The sequence below is a fragment of the Pseudomonas sp. TE36184 genome (genome assembly GCF_054060055.1).
In genome coordinates this window covers 928,686-947,266 of record NZ_JBSSCU010000001.1, presented here as the reverse complement: position 1 = coordinate 947,266, position 18,581 = coordinate 928,686, and the positions used below count along the sequence as shown (strand labels likewise).

Genomic DNA, 18,581 nt, shown 5'->3' with positions numbered 1-18,581 from the left:
GCATTGGCCGATGTTTTCAGAATCGGGTAACCGGTACTCCCTGATCCGTATCGTTCGTTGTTGCCATGGTCCGAACGCACCTGCTTGTCCAGGTGCCGGGAGATGTTCCCTTCGAACGAGGACGGGTCATGCGCGCACCAACATCTTCTTTGTTGTACCTGGGCATCAGCTCAATCATCGCCGTGACGGCGTGGCCACTCCCCTCTTATGGCGCATGCACGATCAACAACAGCGCCGGCGACGACATCTCCACCTGCGACAGTGCCTCGGCACCGGGGTTTACCGACACCGGTGGCAACAACACCCTGAATATCAGCGGCAGCGGCGCCATCAACGGCAATGTCACCTTCGGTGCGGGTAACGACCTGGTGGACGTGAACGGGCCGACGGCGGCGCTCAACGGTGCGCTGAACCAAGGCGACGGCGCGAATATTTTCCGCCTGAACCTGGGCACCGTCACTGGCTCGGTCACCCAAGGCGCAGGCGCGGATGTGGTACAGATCACCGGTGGGCAGGCGGGTGCAATAAGCCAAGGCGGCGGCATCGACAGCTTTGCCATGAGCGGCGGCACCATCGCTTCCCTGGCCCAGGGCGATGGCCTGGACACCTTCAACATGAGCGGCGGGGTCATCACCGGGGCGTTTGAAGATGGCGACCAAGCCACGATGAGAAGCGGCACCATTGGCCGGGTCGATATGAAGCTCGATAACAACGTGTTCGACATGCAAGGCGGCACCATCCTGGGCAATCTGGTCACCGGGTTCGGCAATGACCATATTCTCGTCTCGGGCACCAGTTACATCGGCGGCAACATCAGCACCAGCGGCGGCGATGACTTGATTGAAGTCAGCGGCGGCACGGTCAACGGGCAAATCCTCGCCAGTTTCGGCAAGGACCAGTTGATCTGGCACGATGGCGGCAAGGTCAACGGTTTGATCGTCATGGGCGCCGACGACGACACCGCGCTGCTGAAAAACCTCAACGAAACGTCGCTGTCCTCCAACCCCTTGGTGGATGGTGGCCTGGGTAACGACACGCTCACATTCGACAACACCCAGACCGACGTCCCCGCACGCTATACCGGCTGGGAACAGGTGCTGCTGGATAACGGCTCGGACCTCAAGCTGGGCGGTGCCTTCGTGCTGGGCGACAGCGCAACTGGCAGCGGCATCATGAGCCTCGACGGCTCGAGCAAATTGACCGTCACCAGCGGCTCGATCGACCCCTTTACCGCCGGCCAATCCGTCACCTTGAACAACGGCGGCCTGATCGACATGACCACCGGCAGTACCAGCGCCACCGACACCCTGACAGTGAACGGGAACTACAACGGCAACGCTGGCCGACTCGCCTTGCAAAGCGTCTTGGGCAGCGACGGCTCACCCAGCGATTTGCTGGTGATCGGCACGGGCCAGATCAGTGGCACCACCGCTATCAGCGTGACCAATCTCGCCGGGCCGGGGGCCGAAACCGTGCAGGACGGCATCCAGGTGGTCCGCGCAATCAACGGCGCCAGCGGCGCCGGCACCCAGTTCACCCTGGCAAACCGGGTTTCCGCAGGCGCCTTCGACTACTACCTGTTCAAAGGGGGCGACAACGCGGGCACGGGCGAAAACTACTACCTGCGCTCTTCAGTGCCGGTGGCGCCGCTGCCGGGCCCGGTGACGCCGCTCCCCGAACCGGTGGTGGGCACCCCTGAACTGCCGACCAATCCGGGCCTCACGCCGATCCCGATCTATCGCCCGGAAGTACCGATCTACGCGGTGTTGTTTCCTGCCGCGCAACAAATCGTACAGGCCATGCTCGGCACCTATCACGAACGCATGGGCGATCAGCGCCAACAACAGCAGGCCGGTGCGTTTCCTGCCGGTTGGGGGCGTGTGTATGGCAACAGCAGCCGCCAGAGCTTTGCCGGCACGGTGAGCCCGACGCTGGACAGTTCGATCTCCGCCTTCCAGATCGGTACCGACGTGTACGCGAGCGCTACCGCCAACGGCGCGGTGCAGCGAGTCGGCTTCTTCGTCGGCCACAGTCGCTTGAAAGGTGACGTGAAAGGCTTCAACGGCGGCTGGCAAGACAAGGCCGCTGGCAACACCACCTTGCGCGGTGACAGCTTGGGCGTTTACTGGACACTGATCGGCGCCAACCAGGCCTACCTCGATCTGGTGCTGATGGGCACCCGTTTCGATGGCAATAACGAATCGGACCGTGGGGTGAAGATGAAAACCCGTGGACACAACGTCGCCGCATCCGTCGAGGTCGGCAGGCCGTTCCAGATGACCGCCGATTGGGTGGTTGAACCGCAGGCTCAATTGATCCTGAGCCGAACCAAACTGGACAGTCAGAACGATGGCATCTCCGACGTGGCCTACAACGCCGACACCAACGTCACCACGCGCCTGGGCATACGCCTGCGCGGCGACTATCAGGTCCGTGGCCTGCCGTTGCAGCCCTACGCGCGGGCCAATATCTGGCACACCGCCGCCGGGCAGAACACCGTCACTTTTAACCGTGTGACAGACATCGACACCGAACAGAAATCCACCACCCTGGGCCTGAGTCTGGGCGCCACGCTGGACGTGGCCAAGGGCGTCAGCCTGTACAGCGAAGTCGGCTATAACCGCAACCTGGACAGCCAGATGCTCAACGGCCGACAAGGCACCGTGGGCCTGCGAATGGAATTCTGACAGCGACTTTTTTTCGCGGTGCCGTCGGTTTGAGCGCCAGCCCATCGGCGACCGCGAGCCCACGCAGCGGCGGATGATTTCGCGCTGGGAGGGTGATCTGTCCCCCCGACAGATGTGAAAAATTTGTTAAGTAATTCTCCCCCAAGTCTTTTTTGCGCGGATTCAATCTGCCACACTCACGCGAATAATTATCAATACGTTTATTATTCGCCATGGATGGCGCTCGGGGGAGGCTCAGATTCATGTCCGTTCAACAACCTGTCGGTACGCGTTTTTCACCCAGTCTATTGGCATTGGCCATCTGCCTCAGCGGCACCCAGACAACGCTGGCGGCCGATACCGAAAAGGCCGCGGCACCGCTTGAACTGGGCGCCACCGAGATCAGCGGCCAGGCACTCGGCGAGACCACCGAAGGCACCCAGTCCTACACCACCGGTGCTATGGCCACAGCCACCAAGTTGCCGCTGACCATGCGCGAAACCCCGCAGGCCGTGACCGTGATCACCCGCCAGCGCATGGACGACCAGGCCATGACCAGCGTCAACGATGTGGTCAAGAACACCCCCGGCCTGTTCCTCAGCCAGTCCAGCGGCCCCGGCCGGCAGACCTACAGCTCGCGCGGCTTCGACATCGACAACATGATGTTCGATGGCTTGCCCAGCGCCTACTCGGGCTACGCCAACAGCGTGCAGCCCAACCTGGCGATGTTCGACCGGGTCGAAGTGATCCGCGGCGCGACCGGCCTGGTCACCGGCGCCGGCAACCCTTCGGCGGCGATCAACTTCGTGCGCAAGCGCCCCACCGCTACGCCGCAGGTGTCGATCACCGGCGCGGCCGGCAGTTGGGATGACTATCGCATGGAGCTCGATGCTTCCAGCGCCTTGAACGACAGCGGCACCCTGCGCGGCCGCGTCGTCGGCTCGTACCGCGACGCCAACAGCTTCCGCGACAACGAAACCAGCGACCACGGCCTGTTCTACGCGATCAGCGAAGCCGACCTCAGCGAAGACACCACTGCCACCCTCGGTTTCTCCCGGCAGGAAGACCAGACCAACTTCTTCTGGGGCGGCCTGCCCATCGGCACCGATGGCCATCACCTGAACCTGCCCCGCTCCACCAACCCCGGCAGCGACTGGGAAAACAAGGAGCTGACAATCAACACTGTATTCGGCGACATCCAGCACCGCTTCGACAATGGCTGGAAACTCAACGTCGCCGGCTCCGCGTCGCAGCTGGACGGCGTGTTCACCGGCAGTTACCAATCGCGCTACCAGACCGAGCTGGCGCGCACCGCCTACCAGTCGCATCAGGACGACAAACAGTACGCCTTCGACACCTTCGCCAGCGGCCCGGTCGACGCCTTCGGCCGCACCCACGAAGTGGTGGTCGGCACCAGCAAACGCATCTACGACGCCACCTCCAAGGAATACAGCCCTTACGACACCAATTACCCGCTCAACGGCGCCAAACCCGACTTCCAGCGCAACGGCAAAACCCACACCCTCACCACCCAGGACGGCGTCTACCTGACCACGCGCCTCAACCTGGCCGACCCGCTCAAGGTGATCCTCGGCGCACGCTTGGACTGGTACGACTATGACGACCGCCAAAGCCAGGACGGCGACTACAAAGTCACCCGCAACCTGACGCGCTACGCCGGGGTGATCTACGACCTCGACGAGCACCACTCGGTCTACGCCAGCTACACCGACATCTTCAACCCGCAAAGCAGCAAGGACCTCTCGGGCAAGGTGCTGGAACCGATCGTGGGCGAAAACTACGAAGTCGGCATCAAGGGCGAATATTTCAACGGTGCGCTCAACGCCAGCCTGGCGGTGTTCCAGATCGACCAGAAAAACCGCGCCACCACCGCCGCCACCCAGGCCGGTTGCCCGGTGCTCACCTGCTACGCAGCCGCCGGCCTGGTGCGCAGCCAGGGCATCGACCTGGAACTGCAAGGCGCCCTCACCGAAAACTGGCAAGTCGGCGGCGGCTTCACCTACACCCGCGCGCATTTCATCAAGGACAGCGACCCGGCCAATGACAACCAGCGCTTCAGCTCCGATACACCGGAACGCCTGTTCAAACTCACCACGTCCTACCGCTTCCAGGGCCCGCTGGAAAAACTGCGCATCGGTGGCAACGTCTACTGGCAGAGCCGCATGTACAACGACATCGCCCTCACCAACGGCAGCTATCGCCTGGAGCAAGGCAGCTACGCGGTGGCGGACGTGATGGCCGGTTACCAAGTGAACCAGCACCTGGACCTGCAAGTGAACGCCAACAACATCTTCGACCGCACCTACTACTCGGCGATCGGCAACAGCCCGATCTGGGGCTCCAACGACACCTACGGCAACCCGCGCAGCTTTGGGGTGACGGCGAAGTACAGTTTCTGACGCTGATGAGGCCGCTCGGGTAGCCGTTCTCGATCGTCAGGCAGGCGCAAAAGACGCACGAACGCGGGTTTCATCCGTGCTCTGCGAACTGCTGAGCTGACCGGCTTCATTGAGCACCTTCAACGTGCCATCGGCCTCCACCGTAAAGCCATATTTCGTGCCGGCCAAATCCGGATAAGTCGCCGCCAGCGTTGACTGGAATGTCTTGAACGTGGCGTTCAGCACGCTTTGCGCGCCTTTGGCGATCTCGATGATCCGAGGAAGCGCTCGTGATGCCGAGCGGCCGACCCACGTATCGATAGCCTCCAGCGACTGCATTGGTTCAGCGTCTGCGCTGGGATGGTAGACAGCCGCCGGGCCGGCGCTGGCCACGGCGTCCTTCGCGAGGTCCGTCAGAGGCTTGGCCACGAGTATCTGGTCGGCAGGCGTAAGGTGGGTATTGGCGGACGGGATATAGGTAGAACTGAGGGTAAGTACCATTTCATCGGTCCATGATTGAGTGGTTCACAGCGGTTATCGACGTCAAGGGGGCAAACTTTAGGACATGGATTGTCTTCCCCCCTCAAGCCCCTTTATCCTCGACCCTCCCCGCCAGAACCCGGAACCGCCATGGACCTCACCACCCTCGTCCTCTTCCTACCCGCCTGCTTCGCCCTGAACATGGCACCCGGTCCCAACAACCTGCTGTCCGTCAGCAACGCCACGCGCTACGGCTACCGCACTGCCTGCCTCGCCGGCATCGGCCGCCTGCTCGCCTTCGCCGGCATGATCGCCCTCGCCTCCGCCGGGTTGGCGGTGGTGCTGCAAACGTCGGAGTTGTTGTTCTACGCGATCAAGATCGTCGGTGCGGCGTATCTGTTCTATCTGGCGTTGCAACTGTGGCGGGCCGATCCGCAGGCGCAGAGCGAATCGGTTACGGCCAAGGTAGGAACATGGGCGTTGGCGCGTCAGGAGTTTCTGGTAGCGGCGGGCAACCCTAACGACTAGCAATATAGATATTTTTTTCGCCCCCAGCCTTCCGATGATGGTAAATACTAAACCGCACCCCAATTTTGCTGCCGGCGAGCGGTACAAAAATCGATAGTGGGATGACCAGTGCGTCACCTAGCACCGAAGAGTTTACAGCCTATGAGAAGAAAACCTGTCGAAATGCGGGCAATCTCCCATGAGCTGCAGAGCTTTTGAGCGCACACAAATCAAATAGGTTTTACTGGAGGCAACATGGGCGAAGCTAAGCAGCGAAAACAAAAAGACCCTAATTATGGAAAACCGAGAACCGACGCTCTTCGTGGCTTAATAATTAGCGTACCTATCAAAGTTAACGGAAACAACGTACAACTAGCATCCACCCAGTTGAACCCACAGGAACTTAGAACTTCCCTGCTTTACTGGGATCGTTTATCTATGCCGTCCAACAACCTTATGCATATAGCCCCAGATCAGGACGCGCAATTCCTTATAGACTCCGGGATACTATATACGCCGAGATTTAATCTAACCGGAGACTTTGGCCTAGCGCTAGCAAAGCTTCCTAGCCTTGCACTTATGGAGTATGAAAATAGCCATCTCGGAATGTGGAGCTTAGGAGGAGGTGAAAATTCTATCCTTGTGGAGAGTGGATTTTCGACTTCTAAAGCTGGCACTTCACTTCAATTATACAACGCAATGCCTGCACCCGGCCCTGATGTACCACTAGCCGAAATACTCAATTTCAGACAAAAAAGACGTGATGAACTGCTGGCATTTAGATGGCATATAGAATCATTAACCAGAGAAATTGAAGCTTCAACGGACAGCAAAGAAGAACTTGATCGAAAGCTGTCCGAACTAGACAAGTCTTGCTCCGACTTAGCCACGGTCTGCAGGGAATGGCAATATCCTATGTATCTCACTAACCTCAAGGCCTCTCTCAACTTTAGTTTAACGAAAGCAGCCGGGGCGGCGGTGAGCACTTGGGTAGCAACAGGTCAACTAGCGTTACCTGATACTGCTAGAGTTATTAGCTCAGGGGGAGCTGCGCTCGCCAGTCTACTCGAACTAAAATCAGACATTAATTTTCAAAAAATAAAAAGACCCAGCTCACCTTTTAGGTACATTTACGAAGCTCAAAAAGATCTACTCTAATTAAGCCGATATCAACAACCTACCCAAAACAGAAATACATTAAGAACGCAATGGCTTCGCGGTCACCACGGTCACCATTGACCAGGGTATTGCGGGTCAGCCTGCCCACTGAATTCAAGCATGACTAAGGTAATCCAGACGATGGGCAATATAAAATTTCGCGATAGACCACTCTCGGCCAGTTGCGGTCGGCGGCTTCATGACCTTGCCAGTCAGGGTCATGAAGCATACTGGACTGATTCGATGCAAATGACAGGTGAGGTCGATTGCAAATGGGTGAGCTAGCCCATGCACTTACCCATAAGTGCAGGGATGCAGCCGGCCTCCCTAGCCAGAAGAGTCAATCCGGGACAATGATCTTGGCTAGTTCCTCGTAAAGCTCAGCGAACGCCTCAAAATGACTCAGGCCACGAGCTACGTAGCTAGCTGGAAATGCGCGCTGAATTGGAGCAGTGAGCAGGGTTCCCGGCTGGTAGCCGCTAGTGAGTTGCCTGGTCCCAAGTAACGCGCATGCGGTGGATTTGAAGGACTGTTTGCACTTTTCAGAATTGTGCGCGACTCGATTCCTGATTGCGGAAGCATGTCGAATGAGACCTTCCTTTCCATTCAGCGCCCCGTAGGTGTGATGAGCGAAAAAGAAGTCAGCCGTGCGCCATACCCCCCGCGGCTCGGTGACCTTCAAGTAGTCTCTGCTCCGCTTGTAGTCAGGATCATTCGACAAGATCTCGTAGGCGTGATTCAAGTCTTTAGCGCGCCCATATTTGGGAGTCGGACAATAGCCATTAGCAGACTCCGCTCCCGTCATGTATCGCACCAGTGAGGCTTCGAGAAACTCTTCCCAGGCAGAAACCATGCCCATGAACGCGAGTTCAATAATCTGGTTTACATGCTTGGTATGGATCGTGTTGATCGTGTTCTGAGGAGACCACCTCGGCAGCGCCTGGACTGCATGAGTCATATTCTGGGCCCGAATGATCTCCCCTACGAGAGTTCTCTTGATGTGTGCAACTTTCGACTTTGCCGCCATTCCTTGCCCTCGACAGATATACCAGAACTGGTACAGCACGTAGCACGGGAGGCCCTGGAAAGGCTTCTCGCACGATGGAACGGGGCAGTATAGGGGAGACAATGCTCAAAAAGTGCTATCAGCCATATACAACGTTGGTCTGGGTGGAGACAGCAGCCGAACGTCAGCTTTGGGTCGATTCTGCCTGTCATATCCGTCAGGTCGAGTCCAAAACGGCCGTCCAGCCGGGTGAAATCAAGCTGGGATCAAGCAAACCTAACGATTGCCTATATAAAGTATTTTGAATGACCGCTTCCGGCTATGGACTCAACCGGTCAACGCACAGATTGGCTAAATCGTTCAGCCACTTACCGCGTTCAAGGCAGGGCCTCCGCGTTCATCAAAAGCTATTATGGGCTGCCATATTTTAGTGAAGGCTTTGGTGTATCCTCGGTGCGTTACCTACGAGGCTCGTCACATGTTCGATAGTGGCCGACATTAGCGCCGAGCCAAAACCAAGGGCGATGGGTACCAACAGGACTGCTGACGCATGATTGAAGAAATGATCGCTATTGATGATCCAGTAGAGTGGCTTCTGGGGCCGGATGAATTCCATCACACTCTCTATGCCGCCGCGCTTCGAAACTTAGAAGACCTAGACAATAAGCTCCGCTTCAACAACTTCGCCTACGCGCTGCGGGAGCTGACCAACTCTATTTTAATGCAGCGGGCCCCCAAGGCAGAAGTCATAAAGTGTTCTTGGTACAAGGACGAGATTCAGCTTCCCCACATTAAGGATGGGGTCACGAAGATCCAGCACGCACGGTACGTGGTTCAGGGAGGATTGTCAGACGAATACGTAGCAAAGGAGCTAAAGCTTGACCTATCGCCAGAACGCAAGGCGATCCGAGACTCGCTGACCGAGTTGAGCAAGTACACGCACGTAGAAGAGACAACCTTCAACCTTCCTAGTCAGGAGGTCAAAGTGCTTGTCGAAAAGTCACTTGATGCCCTAAGAGGGTTGGGAATGGCGATGGTTAACTGTCGCAGCCTTATAGCTCACAGCCTTTATGAAGCCATCGAAGACCAAGCCATCTACGAGGTGGTTTCTGACTCCCTCGAAGCATTAGATAGCGTAGCTCATCACTATTCCCTGGAACACGTCAGTGTCAATATCAGCGGGGTCGAGCGGATCACCCACGACACAGTTCATTTGTTTGCAGCTGGGTTTATAAATGTTCAACTACAATGGGGATCTAACTCGGATGTTCGGCGCGGTGATGGTCACTTGCAGGATGATTCGTTTGAGTTTCGATGCAACCTCACCTGCTCTGTCGAGGACCCTACAGGTGATTCACTAGTAATGGAAGAAGACTCCATCATCGTGGATACGAAGGCGTGGGGGCAGCGGGAGGATGAGTGGGACCATGTAAGCACGGTTGACTCTGAGCCTTCGGCCTAAACCAATTCGCCTAATTCGGAGTGCTGCTCCAGATCCTGACCTTGGGTTGAAACTTGTTCGTGTACAACAAGCTGAATGAATCGCCCCGGGTTTCTAGGCACATCCAACTGACTGCTTCTGGCCGAAGATCTACGAGCCAGGTTTTAATAAAAATATTTCCACCGGAGGGAAACATGCGGAAGATGGTTGAGATTAGTACTCCTATCGAGCTGAAGAATGAGACTCTTCGCGAACGTCTTGTTAAAGGGCAAAACCAGAAGACTCGGCAATTCGTGGCGGTTCTTGATGATACGGAAGTAGGGTTACTTATATACGAAGATTGGGGACGTCCCGAGGGCTTTATCTTTGAGATTTTTGTCCTTCGCGACACTCGAAAATGTGGCATTGGAACGTGGATTCTTTCTGAAGCGGAGCTGTTCGCAGACAAACTTGGCCACACGAGCGTCAGACTCACTGCAAGATCTCTTTTTCAAGACGAGCTAGGCGACGAAGACCTTATTGCATGGTATGAAAGCAAAGGTTATGTCCGAAGCGCTGCTGAAAAAGGTCTGCTAGAGAAATTCCTATCGCATCGGAATGGCAGCACCATAGATTCGCGACACAAAAGCTCCTGACAAAAACCAGCTTCTTATTACGAAACTGATCACTCAGTAGGTTGAGGATCAAACTAGGCTCTAGCAAGCCTGGTGATGGGCAATATAAAACTTCACAAAAGACCACTTTCGGCCATTTACAGGCGCTCAGGCACCCAGCAAATACACACAACAGCTATGGGCTAGCGATTGTTTCAAATAGCAAGTTCGTTGATGGCGAATTCACACTATATTGATGTAAACCCACGGATGTAAACCTCATCAAGGACCGGCTATGACCTCCATTCTGGCTGAATATCAGAGATTTCTTGCGTCACTGGACATACCACCAGCACCAGAAAATGTGAGGAGAATGGCGAATCTTGTGCTCGCCAATTTGGGCCATCTTGCTGAAGTAGGTACCGCACGCCGCGCACGCTCAGGGCGACTAGTGCCTATCGCAGTACAACATCTGTTGAACACGCCCGCCCAACTTCAGCAGCACGTGCCGCTTGATGGACGTGAGCCGCTCGTTGGACGCTTGCATGAGCTTACCGTAGGCCCCTTTCGCGGTTTCATGCGACAGGAGACGTTTGACCTTAGCAGAGATATAACGCTCGTCTATGGAGCCAATGGCACAGGGAAAAGCAGTTTTTGCGAAGCGCTGGAAGCCGCCATGCTTGGATCGATTAGCGAGGCAAAGGTAAAGCGCGTGGAGCATCGTGCTTACTGCAATAACGCTAGACTTCGTCGGCACGTACTACCGGTCCTGACCTCATGGGAGGGCGAAGCGGCTCCAGCGGCGGTGGTGCCCAGTGAAAATACCTACCGATTCTGTTTCATCGAAAAGAATCGTCTGGATGACTTCGCTCGAATAGCCGCTCGAACCCCTGGTGACCAGCGCCAACTGATCGCAACTTTGTTTGGGGTGGATCAGTTCAGCGAATTCGTTCGAGGTTTTAATCCAACCCTTGACGAGAATCTCAACCTTACTGGCCTGAAAGCACTAACGCTATCGGGTCGACGCGCTCATTTAGCTGCTTCTGAGCAACTAATCAAAACAAACCCCGAAAAACTCGCTCAGTCAGATCGTGATGAATCGGCAGTGGCCGAACGTATATGGGCGGGCAAATCATTCGCCGAAGTATGCGATTGGCTGTTTGGAAATGCGCAAACACAAGGGCGGCTGCCCTATGTTCAAGGTTTACTCAACGCACCATCACCTCAGATTTATGATGTCAACCAGGTCAATCTTGCCGCTCTGCTCGCAGAGGTATATCGCATTGATGAGCTACTGTCGGCCGCAAAACAGCAACTGGCAGCACGCGCCGAAGATGTCTCGTATACACATCTCTACGAGGCTGTACTTCAACTGAATGATGGGGCGAATTCGTGCCCAGCCTGCGGAACCGATCTCGGTAACGTTGCCCAGAATCCGTTCGAAAAGGCCCAAGTTGGTCTCCAGCAACTCGCCGAACTGGCGGCCATTGAACAGAAGAAAGTACAACATGATCAGGCACTGACTAGCGTACTTCACGAATTGCTCGTAGCCATGTCTTCGGCTATTCGTGCTCTCGTGGCCGTGAGTCCCGAGGAACTGAGAGTAGCCAACCTGCCGCTACTGCCTCCAACATCTGCGGGCGAGTGGCTCAAGCCCTGGTTGGACAACAATCAACATGCCTGGCGGACGCTACTCAACTTAGTCGCCGCCATTGAGAAGAAAGATACTGAAAGTCATTTAATCCTCGGCCAACGCCAGAGCCTGGCTCAAGAACGTGAACGTCTGGACGGATATCGCTCCGAGATAGAACGCTGTAAAACCATTCGAGCCACCAGTCTACAAGCGGTGCTCGATGCACAGAACGAAGTCGCACAGTTCGAAGTAGCGAATCATGAACTGGTAGCTGAAGTCGCCACGGAGGCGCAGCAGATTGCTCATCACAAGATGATCAAAGACAGCTACGACGGATTCCTCGAGGCTTTGAGGCAATATCTGGACGGGCTGCCAGCGCTCCTATTGCAAGGCCTTGGGCAGAGAGCTCGAAACCTGTACAACTCGTTCAACCGGGATGATCCGCCCGCCGAACTACTTCATGCCCTGTGGCTTCCGCTGGCGGAGAACGGCAAGATCGAGATTGAGTTTTCAGCCGAACCTGGGGTTCGTTATGACGCCCTAGTGATCCTCAGTGAAGGGCATATCAAGTGCCTGGGTTTGGCTATATTGCTAGCAAAAAACATCGATCAAGGGTGTCCTGTGGTGATTTTCGATGACGTTGTGAACGCCATAGATGACGAACACCGAAATGGGATATGGCGGACCTTTTTTGAAGACGACCTGCTTGGTGGAAAGCAAGTCATCCTGACATCGCATGCTGAGGAATTTCTACATCGTATCCAGCAAGAGTTGGGAGTACAGAGGGCGCAGTTGATCAAGGTCTATAAGTTTCTCCCGCGTGAAGGCGAACACCACTTGCGCGTCGATGCCGACCCACCCACGAAGAACTACGTCCTCCTGGCCCAGGCATCCCTTGCTGCTGAAGAAAAACGGGATGCTCTGCGGCATTCGAGACCTGCCATTGAAAGCCTGACGGATCGCTTATGGACATGGCTGGGAAAACGCGGGGATGGCCGTTTGGAACTGAAACTTAGCGGACCTCGGGCAAACTGGGAACTCAATAACAAGTGCGTGAAGTTGCGTGGAGCTCTGGGACGCATGCCGAATCCACATCCAGCGATGCCAGCAGTAGTAGCAGCGCTCGATGATCTTTTAGGTATTAACGGTGGATCGATTGAATGGAGCTACCTAAACGGCGGGACACATGATGCCCAACGCGACAATGAGTTCGATCGTGCGGCCGTGCGACGAATCATCGACGCGGCAACAGCTTTGGATGCTGGGCTAGCGCAGTTGCAACAGGGCCGCTGATTAATCACTAACCTGCTGAGACGGCCGCCTTACGTACAAGCTCGAAAGCGACCATCCAGCAGGTAGAAATCAAACTGGGCACCAGCAACCCGAAAGCCATCCTGATCTTCACCGCCTTTCTCCCGCAATTCGTGGTGCCCGGCCAGCCCATCACCCCACAGTTCGCCCTGCTCGGCGCACTGTTCCTGGTGCTGGAATGGATCGCCATCAGCCTCTACGCCTATATGGGCCTGCACATGCGCCGCTGGTTCGCCGAGCCACGGGGCAAGCGGTTGTTCAATCGCTGCTGCGCGGGGTTGTTGTCTGCGGCGGCGACGGTGTTGCTGATGGCGCGGCGGGCTTGAATGGCGTTCTCAAGGCGGCGGGATACGCGCGGTGTTGCCTGTCGGCCTCATGGGTTGCTCGTCAAACACCAAGTTTTCGGGACGAATAAGCAGCAAGCCACGTTCATGCCCTACTGAGTCGAGGTCCAGCCCCGCGCCTTTGTGCCTAAACATCCGTTTACAACAGCAATAGCCAAATGCCACCATTCGCTCATCTACGATCTGCTACAAGGAAGTCGCGTGAGCCACAACTTCAAGTTCTTGACCCTGCCCCACCGCTCCGGCGAGGTCGCCAACATCTTTATCCACGGCTACTCAGCCGGCCACGATATAGAAGACCGGTGCGCGCTGAGCAAATGTATCCCGTCATCCCTCCACGAGTGCATCAACATCTTTGCGTTCTGGCCTTCCGGTCATTGGAGCCAGTTCGATAAGTTATCCAGCAGTAGCGTGGCGGCAATGGCTCGGTTGAACATCTTCGCGGGTACCGCGGCAGCAGTGGCCGATCGCGCCGTCCACTTCAACACCAGCCGCAAGCGCGCCACCGCCATGGGCAAGACACTGCTCTCGCAACTTGAGAGCTACCTGCTCAAACATCACCCCTACGTGTCGAAGGTCAATCTGGTCGGGCACTCGCTTGGCGGGCGGGTCGTCGTGAGTGCGCTACTCGATCTACTCGACAGGCCAACTGATCACGATCTTGAAATTGGCGATGTGTTGTTGATGGCGGCGGCGGCCGAATTGTCGGGAGACGAGGCTCGAGCCATCCGCAAGCGCACAAACTGCAGGCTGTACAATGCTTACTCAAAAGATGACGACGTTCTGCGATTGAATATGGGCGAAAGCAGCGCGGGTCGCCAGCCAATCGGTAACTGCAAAAACGTTCGGATGGAGTCCTTCGGTCATACAGACTATTGGCCGCGTCTGGAGCAAGTACTCAGGGCATCAGGCTTCCATGGCTACAAAAGTGGCCTGCCGGCGTCGAATCAGCCCCAACTGATCATCAAGAATCCCGATCCGGTCGTGACCGACCATTTCATTTATGACCTGCTCGAACTGACCAGCGATCGAATCCGCAATCAAGTCGCCAAGCACCTGCGTAGCAGCAGTTGGACGACCCTTGAGACCGACCATTCACTGTATCTGCTGACCAAGGAATTCCAACTACTGGGCGGCCACTGCTTGGCCAACCTGGCGCGTAGACGCGGTCTCAAGTATCTACAGATCCTGCTCATGCTGACAGAACACTACGACTTGGTAGACGAGTTGCACGATTGTGCTCGGGTGATTGAGATGGAGGGGTTGCTCATCAGCAAATGCTTCCACTCTTCTTTCGGTGAGGGTCATGTACTCGCGTCAAAACACGACATTGCCCAGCATTTGGAGGTCATGTCCGAGAAAGCTTACTTTGAGCAGGTCGATGCGTTGGCGGCAAGCCTGACCGTTACGTCTTACTTCTCGACCCCTAGCGCACCTGCCCCTGTGTATCGCAAGGCGCACTCAACGCTGACCAGTAAGAACAAGGAGTTAACGCTGGCATCTGCAACGCGACTGCCCTCCCTCACTCATCTGGTTTCGACCGAGCGCATCAAGGCGGCGGTTACGAACCTGAAAAGTGCAGTCAAGCCCGGCTACTCGGCCTTGATTCCCGCGGTTGCGATTCTCTTCTATGCGCGCTTGAAGCTGAATAACGAAGGGCTGCTCTAACCCTAGCGTGCTCAATGGCTGTGCCTCGCCCTCGACACCTCAAACTGTTATTTGAGTACCGCGAAGTGCAGATCATTAATCATTGAGGGGATTGGGAATGACTGGCAGGGATGCCTTAAAACTAAAGAATGGTGGGCGACAGCCGACAACCTGAGCGTGCGAAGGGGGATTTTAGAAGCCCAACCAAGTATCAGACAAGCAAAGTACGCAGGATCGCGATGGGATTTCAAACTGGAAGATCAGCAACTCACGCGACGGACATGGATGCTCAATCGACGATTTCCGGATCATTCCGGGGTACGGCCTTTAGTGCAGACCCGACAAACATATTCTAAAAACCAACACAACCCACATAAGGCCGCACATGATTATTGTCGTAATAGCCGGAATTATTTTAGCCGTCGTTATGTTCAAGCTATTGCTTCCACTTTTAGGGGAAATGGTAGGGGTGATAATCGGCGGGCTGCTGCTACTTGGCGCAATCGCTTTGTGCGTAGCTTTTCCACCGATCATTATTCTTTTTTTGATCATCGGATTCATTGTTGCCGGCAATAAAAAAACGAAGGACAAGCAATGAGCGTAACGACAGAGAAAGAACTAGCCGACGCGGTAAACCGCAATGAAGACACCATCGTGATTGAAGGCGATCTTGCAAAAAAAACCATTCGGATAAAGGCTACCGGCACGGTTGCATGGGCTGTGGCCATTGGTTCTATATGCATAGTCTTTTATGGCGTCATAGCCACCGTCGGTACGGGTGGTGTTGCCACACCGGTTGCTGGCTTCGCAGCGGTTGCCGGGTCAGGCGGAGCCCTCAGCGTTCTAGGGGCTGCAGCAACTTCGGCGGCTATATCCATGGCCGTTTCGGTGAGAAGCCTTAGCGTGTTAAAAAAGTTAAGAGGCAACTATAAGATAGTGAGTGAATCGGACAACAAAGTCACGCTTAAGCGCAGCTAAAACAGTGCTTCGCAGTTGGCCCCGGCACTTCACCCAAAACGACCACTTCCGAGCCAATAAGTTTATTGCTCGGCGGTCGAATACAATTCATGTTCGGTACTTCGTCAGCTGCTGCGCAACATTCTATTAGCACTCGAATGAGTTTGGATTCGGGTGTTGGTCACTATTTGCTTAATGCAAACAGCATCGCGCGAGTACCCGCAAGGATCAGCTAACGCCAGCACCTACATCCGATGATGTTCCAGCAGGAAGTCCACGAACAACCGCACCCGCGCCGGCATTGCCGAGCCACCCACGAACACCGCATGAATCGGTTCCTCGTCGCCGGGGTTCCAGGTTTCCAGCAGCGGTATCAGATCGCCACGCTGCAGGTCCTCGCTCACGCTGAATTCGCCGATACGCGCAATGCCGGCACCTACTCGCGCGAGTTGGGCCAGCGCTTCGCCACTGCTGCATTCGATGTTGCCGCTGACCTTCAGGGAAAACGCTTTTCCGTCGCGGATGAATGGCCAGTTGGGTTCGGCACGTCGGAAGTTGAAGCGTAGGCAGTTGTGCCGCAGTAGATCCTCCGGTTCCAGGGGGATGCCGTGGCGCTGCAGATACGCGGGCGATGCCACCACTACCTGGCCGGTGGCGCCGATCCTGCGTGCGGTCAGCGGGCTGTCGGGCAGATAACCAAAACGTACCGCCACGTCGGCCTGGCCGCCGAGAATGTCGACCACTTCGTCGCCGAGGGTGAGGTCGACGACGATGTTCGGGTAGCGCGCGCTGAATGCCGCCACCAAGGGCACGATGGCCAGCCGCCCATGACCAAGCGCGGCGCTGACGCGCAATCGCCCCCTTGGGACGCCCTGGTCGGCGATGGCTTCTTCGACCTCGGCCATGTCGGCCAGGATGCGCCGGGCGCCGCGCAGGAACGCCTCGCCCTCGGCGGTGAAGGTGAGCGATCGGGTGGTGCGCAACAGCAGCCGAGTGCCAAGACGCTGTTCAGTACGGGCGATGATCCGACTGACCGCCGAGGGTGTCAGCCCCAATGTCCGCGCGGCGGCCGACAGGCTGCCTTCCTGCGCCACGCTGACGAACACGCCCATTTCACCCGATCTGCCGTTGAAGTCCATTTGTGCTCCTTACGCAAAGGTGATTGCCAAAAATGCTATCTACCGCCTGAAAAGGCTGAATCGTAGCATTGGCGGCATAGATAAGGAGCCTTCCATGCGTATCAATCCACCACTTGTCGCACTCGCCATGGGTGCCTTTGGCATCGGCGTTACCGAGTTCGCCCCCATGGGCATGTTGCCGGGCATCGCGGCGGATCTCGGTGTTTCCATTCCCGCCGCAGGTCTGTTGGTCAGTGCATACGCCCTGGGCGTACTGCTCGGCGCGCCGCTGATGACCCTGACCACCGGCAGGATTCCACGGCGCTATCTGCTGATCGGACTCATGGCGATTTTCACCCTGGGGAATCTGATGTCAGCCCTGGCGACCGATTACTACAGCCTCATGGTCGCCAGGGTGGTGACCTCACTGAACCACGGTGCGTTCTTTGGCGTCGGCGCCATCGTCGCCGCCAGCGTGGTTGCCCCGCAGAAACGTGCCGGAGCGGTTGCGGCCATGTTCATGGGCCTGACCCTGGCGACCATCGGCGGTGTGCCGCTGGCCGCCTGGTTCGGCGAACTGTTCGGCTGGCGCAGCGCATTCTGGGGGATTACCGGCCTCGGTGTGGTGGCCATGGCTGCGTTATGGTTCGCCCTGCCCAACCTGCCGGCGCCGCAAAGCGGCGGTGTACTGGCCGAAATTCGGGTATTGGGCCGTGGCCCGGTGCTGGGGGCGCTGGCCCTCACTGTCGTCGGCTCGGGGGCAATGTTTACCGTCTTCACCTACATCGCGCCGATCCTCAGCAGCGAGACCCACGCGTCCACCGCCTACATCACCGCCATGCTGGTGCTGTTCGGTGTGGGGTTGACGCTGGGCAACATGTGGGGCGGCAAGGCCGCCGACCGCTCGATAGATCGCACCCTGATCGTTTCGCTGAGCGTGCTCATTCTCGTCTTGCTCGCGTTCACCGTACTGATGCGTTGGCCGCTGCCGGCCGCCGTTGCCATCCTGATATGGGGTATCGCCAGCTTCGCCCTGGTGCCGCCGCTGCAGATGCGCGTCATGGAAGCGGCCAAGGACGCGCCCAATCTGGCCTCGGCGGTGAACATCGGTGCCTTCAACTTAGGCAACGCGATTGGTGCGGCGCTGGGCGGAGCGGTGATCAATGCCGGGCTGGGTTATCCGGCGATTTCCCTGGCCGGGGCAGCAATGGCGGGGCTGGGGCTGCTGATGGTGTTGGCTTTTGCCTGGCGTTCCAGAACGCTTGCAACTGCGGCGGTGTGACGTGCGCGCTGTCACAGCCCAACGGTTCAGGATGAACCG

At 56.8% G+C, this 18,581-nt stretch carries 13 protein-coding genes and 2 pseudogenes; 12 read left to right on the top strand and 3 right to left on the bottom strand.

Annotated elements, in window-relative coordinates; translation table 11 throughout:
- Positions 1-128: 128 nt before the first annotated feature.
- Complete coding sequence (locus ACVWZP_RS04275) at positions 129-2,687, top strand: autotransporter family protein (protein WP_457369417.1); 2,559 nt, start codon at positions 129-131, stop codon at positions 2,685-2,687.
- A 242-nt stretch (positions 2,688-2,929) separates the two neighbouring features.
- Entirely contained in the window at positions 2,930-5,086 is a 2,157-nt protein-coding gene (locus ACVWZP_RS04270) for a TonB-dependent siderophore receptor (protein WP_457369416.1), read from the top strand.
- 36 nt (positions 5,087-5,122) lie between these two features.
- On the opposite strand, the gene ACVWZP_RS04265 is transcribed toward ACVWZP_RS04270, so the two are convergent.
- Positions 5,123-5,566 carry a hypothetical protein gene (locus tag ACVWZP_RS04265; protein WP_128191368.1) on the bottom strand — a complete coding sequence of 148 codons (444 nt, stop codon included), beginning with the start codon at positions 5,564-5,566 and terminating at the stop codon, positions 5,123-5,125.
- Between the two features lie 129 nt (positions 5,567-5,695).
- Between ACVWZP_RS04265 and ACVWZP_RS04260 the strand changes: the two are divergent.
- A pseudogene (locus tag ACVWZP_RS04260) lies at positions 5,696-6,064 on the top strand (LysE family translocator); the annotation flags it as partial.
- 243 nt (positions 6,065-6,307) lie between these two features.
- Positions 6,308-7,210 carry a DUF6236 family protein gene (locus ACVWZP_RS04255; RefSeq protein ID WP_457369415.1) on the top strand — a complete coding sequence of 301 codons (903 nt, stop codon included), beginning with the start codon at positions 6,308-6,310 and terminating at the stop codon, positions 7,208-7,210.
- 340 nt (positions 7,211-7,550) lie between these two features.
- On the opposite strand, the gene ACVWZP_RS04250 is transcribed toward ACVWZP_RS04255, so the two are convergent.
- Positions 7,551-8,237 carry a hypothetical protein gene (locus tag ACVWZP_RS04250; protein ID WP_457369414.1) on the bottom strand — a complete coding sequence of 229 codons (687 nt, stop codon included), beginning with the start codon at positions 8,235-8,237 and terminating at the stop codon, positions 7,551-7,553.
- A gap of 529 nt (positions 8,238-8,766) precedes the next feature.
- Between ACVWZP_RS04250 and ACVWZP_RS04245 the strand changes: the two genes are divergently transcribed.
- The 7 genes and pseudogenes from ACVWZP_RS04245 to ACVWZP_RS04215 all read left to right on the top strand — a co-directional run bounded on the left by ACVWZP_RS04245 (position 8,767) and on the right by ACVWZP_RS04215 (position 16,163).
- Entirely contained in the window at positions 8,767-9,678 is a 912-nt protein-coding gene (locus ACVWZP_RS04245) for a pPIWI-associating nuclease domain-containing protein (protein ID WP_457369413.1), read from the top strand.
- Between the two features lie 173 nt (positions 9,679-9,851).
- Positions 9,852-10,292 (top strand): GNAT family N-acetyltransferase, encoded by a 441-nt coding sequence (locus ACVWZP_RS04240; protein WP_457369412.1) that lies wholly within the window; start codon positions 9,852-9,854, stop codon positions 10,290-10,292.
- A gap of 253 nt (positions 10,293-10,545) precedes the next feature.
- Positions 10,546-13,176, top strand: a complete 2,631-nt coding sequence (locus tag ACVWZP_RS04235) for an AAA family ATPase (protein WP_457369411.1) — start codon at positions 10,546-10,548, stop codon at positions 13,174-13,176.
- Between the two features lie 83 nt (positions 13,177-13,259).
- Positions 13,260-13,520, top strand: a pseudogene (locus ACVWZP_RS04230) (LysE family translocator); the annotation flags it as partial.
- 219 nt (positions 13,521-13,739) lie between these two features.
- A complete protein-coding gene (locus ACVWZP_RS04225; protein ID WP_108524220.1) occupies positions 13,740-15,206 on the top strand; it encodes a DUF726 domain-containing protein in 1,467 nt (488 codons plus the stop codon).
- A 364-nt stretch (positions 15,207-15,570) separates the two neighbouring features.
- Positions 15,571-15,783: a hypothetical protein gene (locus tag ACVWZP_RS04220; RefSeq protein ID WP_108524221.1), complete on the top strand. Its 213-nt coding sequence runs from the start codon at positions 15,571-15,573 to the stop codon at positions 15,781-15,783.
- Entirely contained in the window at positions 15,780-16,163 is a 384-nt protein-coding gene (locus tag ACVWZP_RS04215; protein WP_046486046.1) for a hypothetical protein, read from the top strand. The genes ACVWZP_RS04220 and ACVWZP_RS04215 overlap by 4 nt, the downstream gene beginning before the upstream one ends.
- 224 nt (positions 16,164-16,387) lie before the next feature.
- Here ACVWZP_RS04215 and ACVWZP_RS04210 read toward each other — a convergent pair whose 3' ends face one another.
- Entirely contained in the window at positions 16,388-17,281 is an 894-nt protein-coding gene (locus ACVWZP_RS04210; RefSeq protein ID WP_057004608.1) for a LysR family transcriptional regulator, read from the bottom strand.
- A gap of 94 nt (positions 17,282-17,375) precedes the next feature.
- On the opposite strand from ACVWZP_RS04210, the gene ACVWZP_RS04205 reads away from it, so the two are divergent.
- The gene (locus tag ACVWZP_RS04205) at positions 17,376-18,542 is read left to right on the top strand and encodes an MFS transporter (RefSeq protein WP_017846410.1); all 1,167 of its coding nucleotides are present in this window, start codon (positions 17,376-17,378) and stop codon (positions 18,540-18,542) included.
- Positions 18,543-18,581 lie beyond the last annotated feature (39 nt).

Bases quoted from the DNA above. Each gene is read 5' to 3' on its own strand.
- ACVWZP_RS04205 (WP_017846410.1), top strand. From the start codon at position 17,376: ATGCGTATCAATCCACCACTTGTCGCACTCGCCATGGGTGCCTTTGGC.
- ACVWZP_RS04275 (WP_457369417.1), top strand. From the start codon at position 129: ATGCGCGCACCAACATCTTCTTTGTTGTACCTGGGCATCAGCTCAATC.
- ACVWZP_RS04250 (WP_457369414.1), bottom strand. From the start codon at position 8,237: ATGGCGGCAAAGTCGAAAGTTGCACACATCAAGAGAACTCTCGTAGGG.
- ACVWZP_RS04235 (WP_457369411.1), top strand. From the start codon at position 10,546: ATGACCTCCATTCTGGCTGAATATCAGAGATTTCTTGCGTCACTGGAC.
- ACVWZP_RS04240 (WP_457369412.1), top strand. From the start codon at position 9,852: ATGCGGAAGATGGTTGAGATTAGTACTCCTATCGAGCTGAAGAATGAG.
- ACVWZP_RS04270 (WP_457369416.1), top strand. From the start codon at position 2,930: ATGTCCGTTCAACAACCTGTCGGTACGCGTTTTTCACCCAGTCTATTG.
- ACVWZP_RS04215 (WP_046486046.1), top strand. From the start codon at position 15,780: ATGAGCGTAACGACAGAGAAAGAACTAGCCGACGCGGTAAACCGCAAT.
- ACVWZP_RS04245 (WP_457369413.1), top strand. From the start codon at position 8,767: ATGATTGAAGAAATGATCGCTATTGATGATCCAGTAGAGTGGCTTCTG.
- ACVWZP_RS04255 (WP_457369415.1), top strand. From the start codon at position 6,308: ATGGGCGAAGCTAAGCAGCGAAAACAAAAAGACCCTAATTATGGAAAA.
- ACVWZP_RS04220 (WP_108524221.1), top strand. From the start codon at position 15,571: ATGATTATTGTCGTAATAGCCGGAATTATTTTAGCCGTCGTTATGTTC.
- ACVWZP_RS04210 (WP_057004608.1), bottom strand. From the start codon at position 17,281: ATGGACTTCAACGGCAGATCGGGTGAAATGGGCGTGTTCGTCAGCGTG.
- ACVWZP_RS04265 (WP_128191368.1), bottom strand. From the start codon at position 5,566: ATGGTACTTACCCTCAGTTCTACCTATATCCCGTCCGCCAATACCCAC.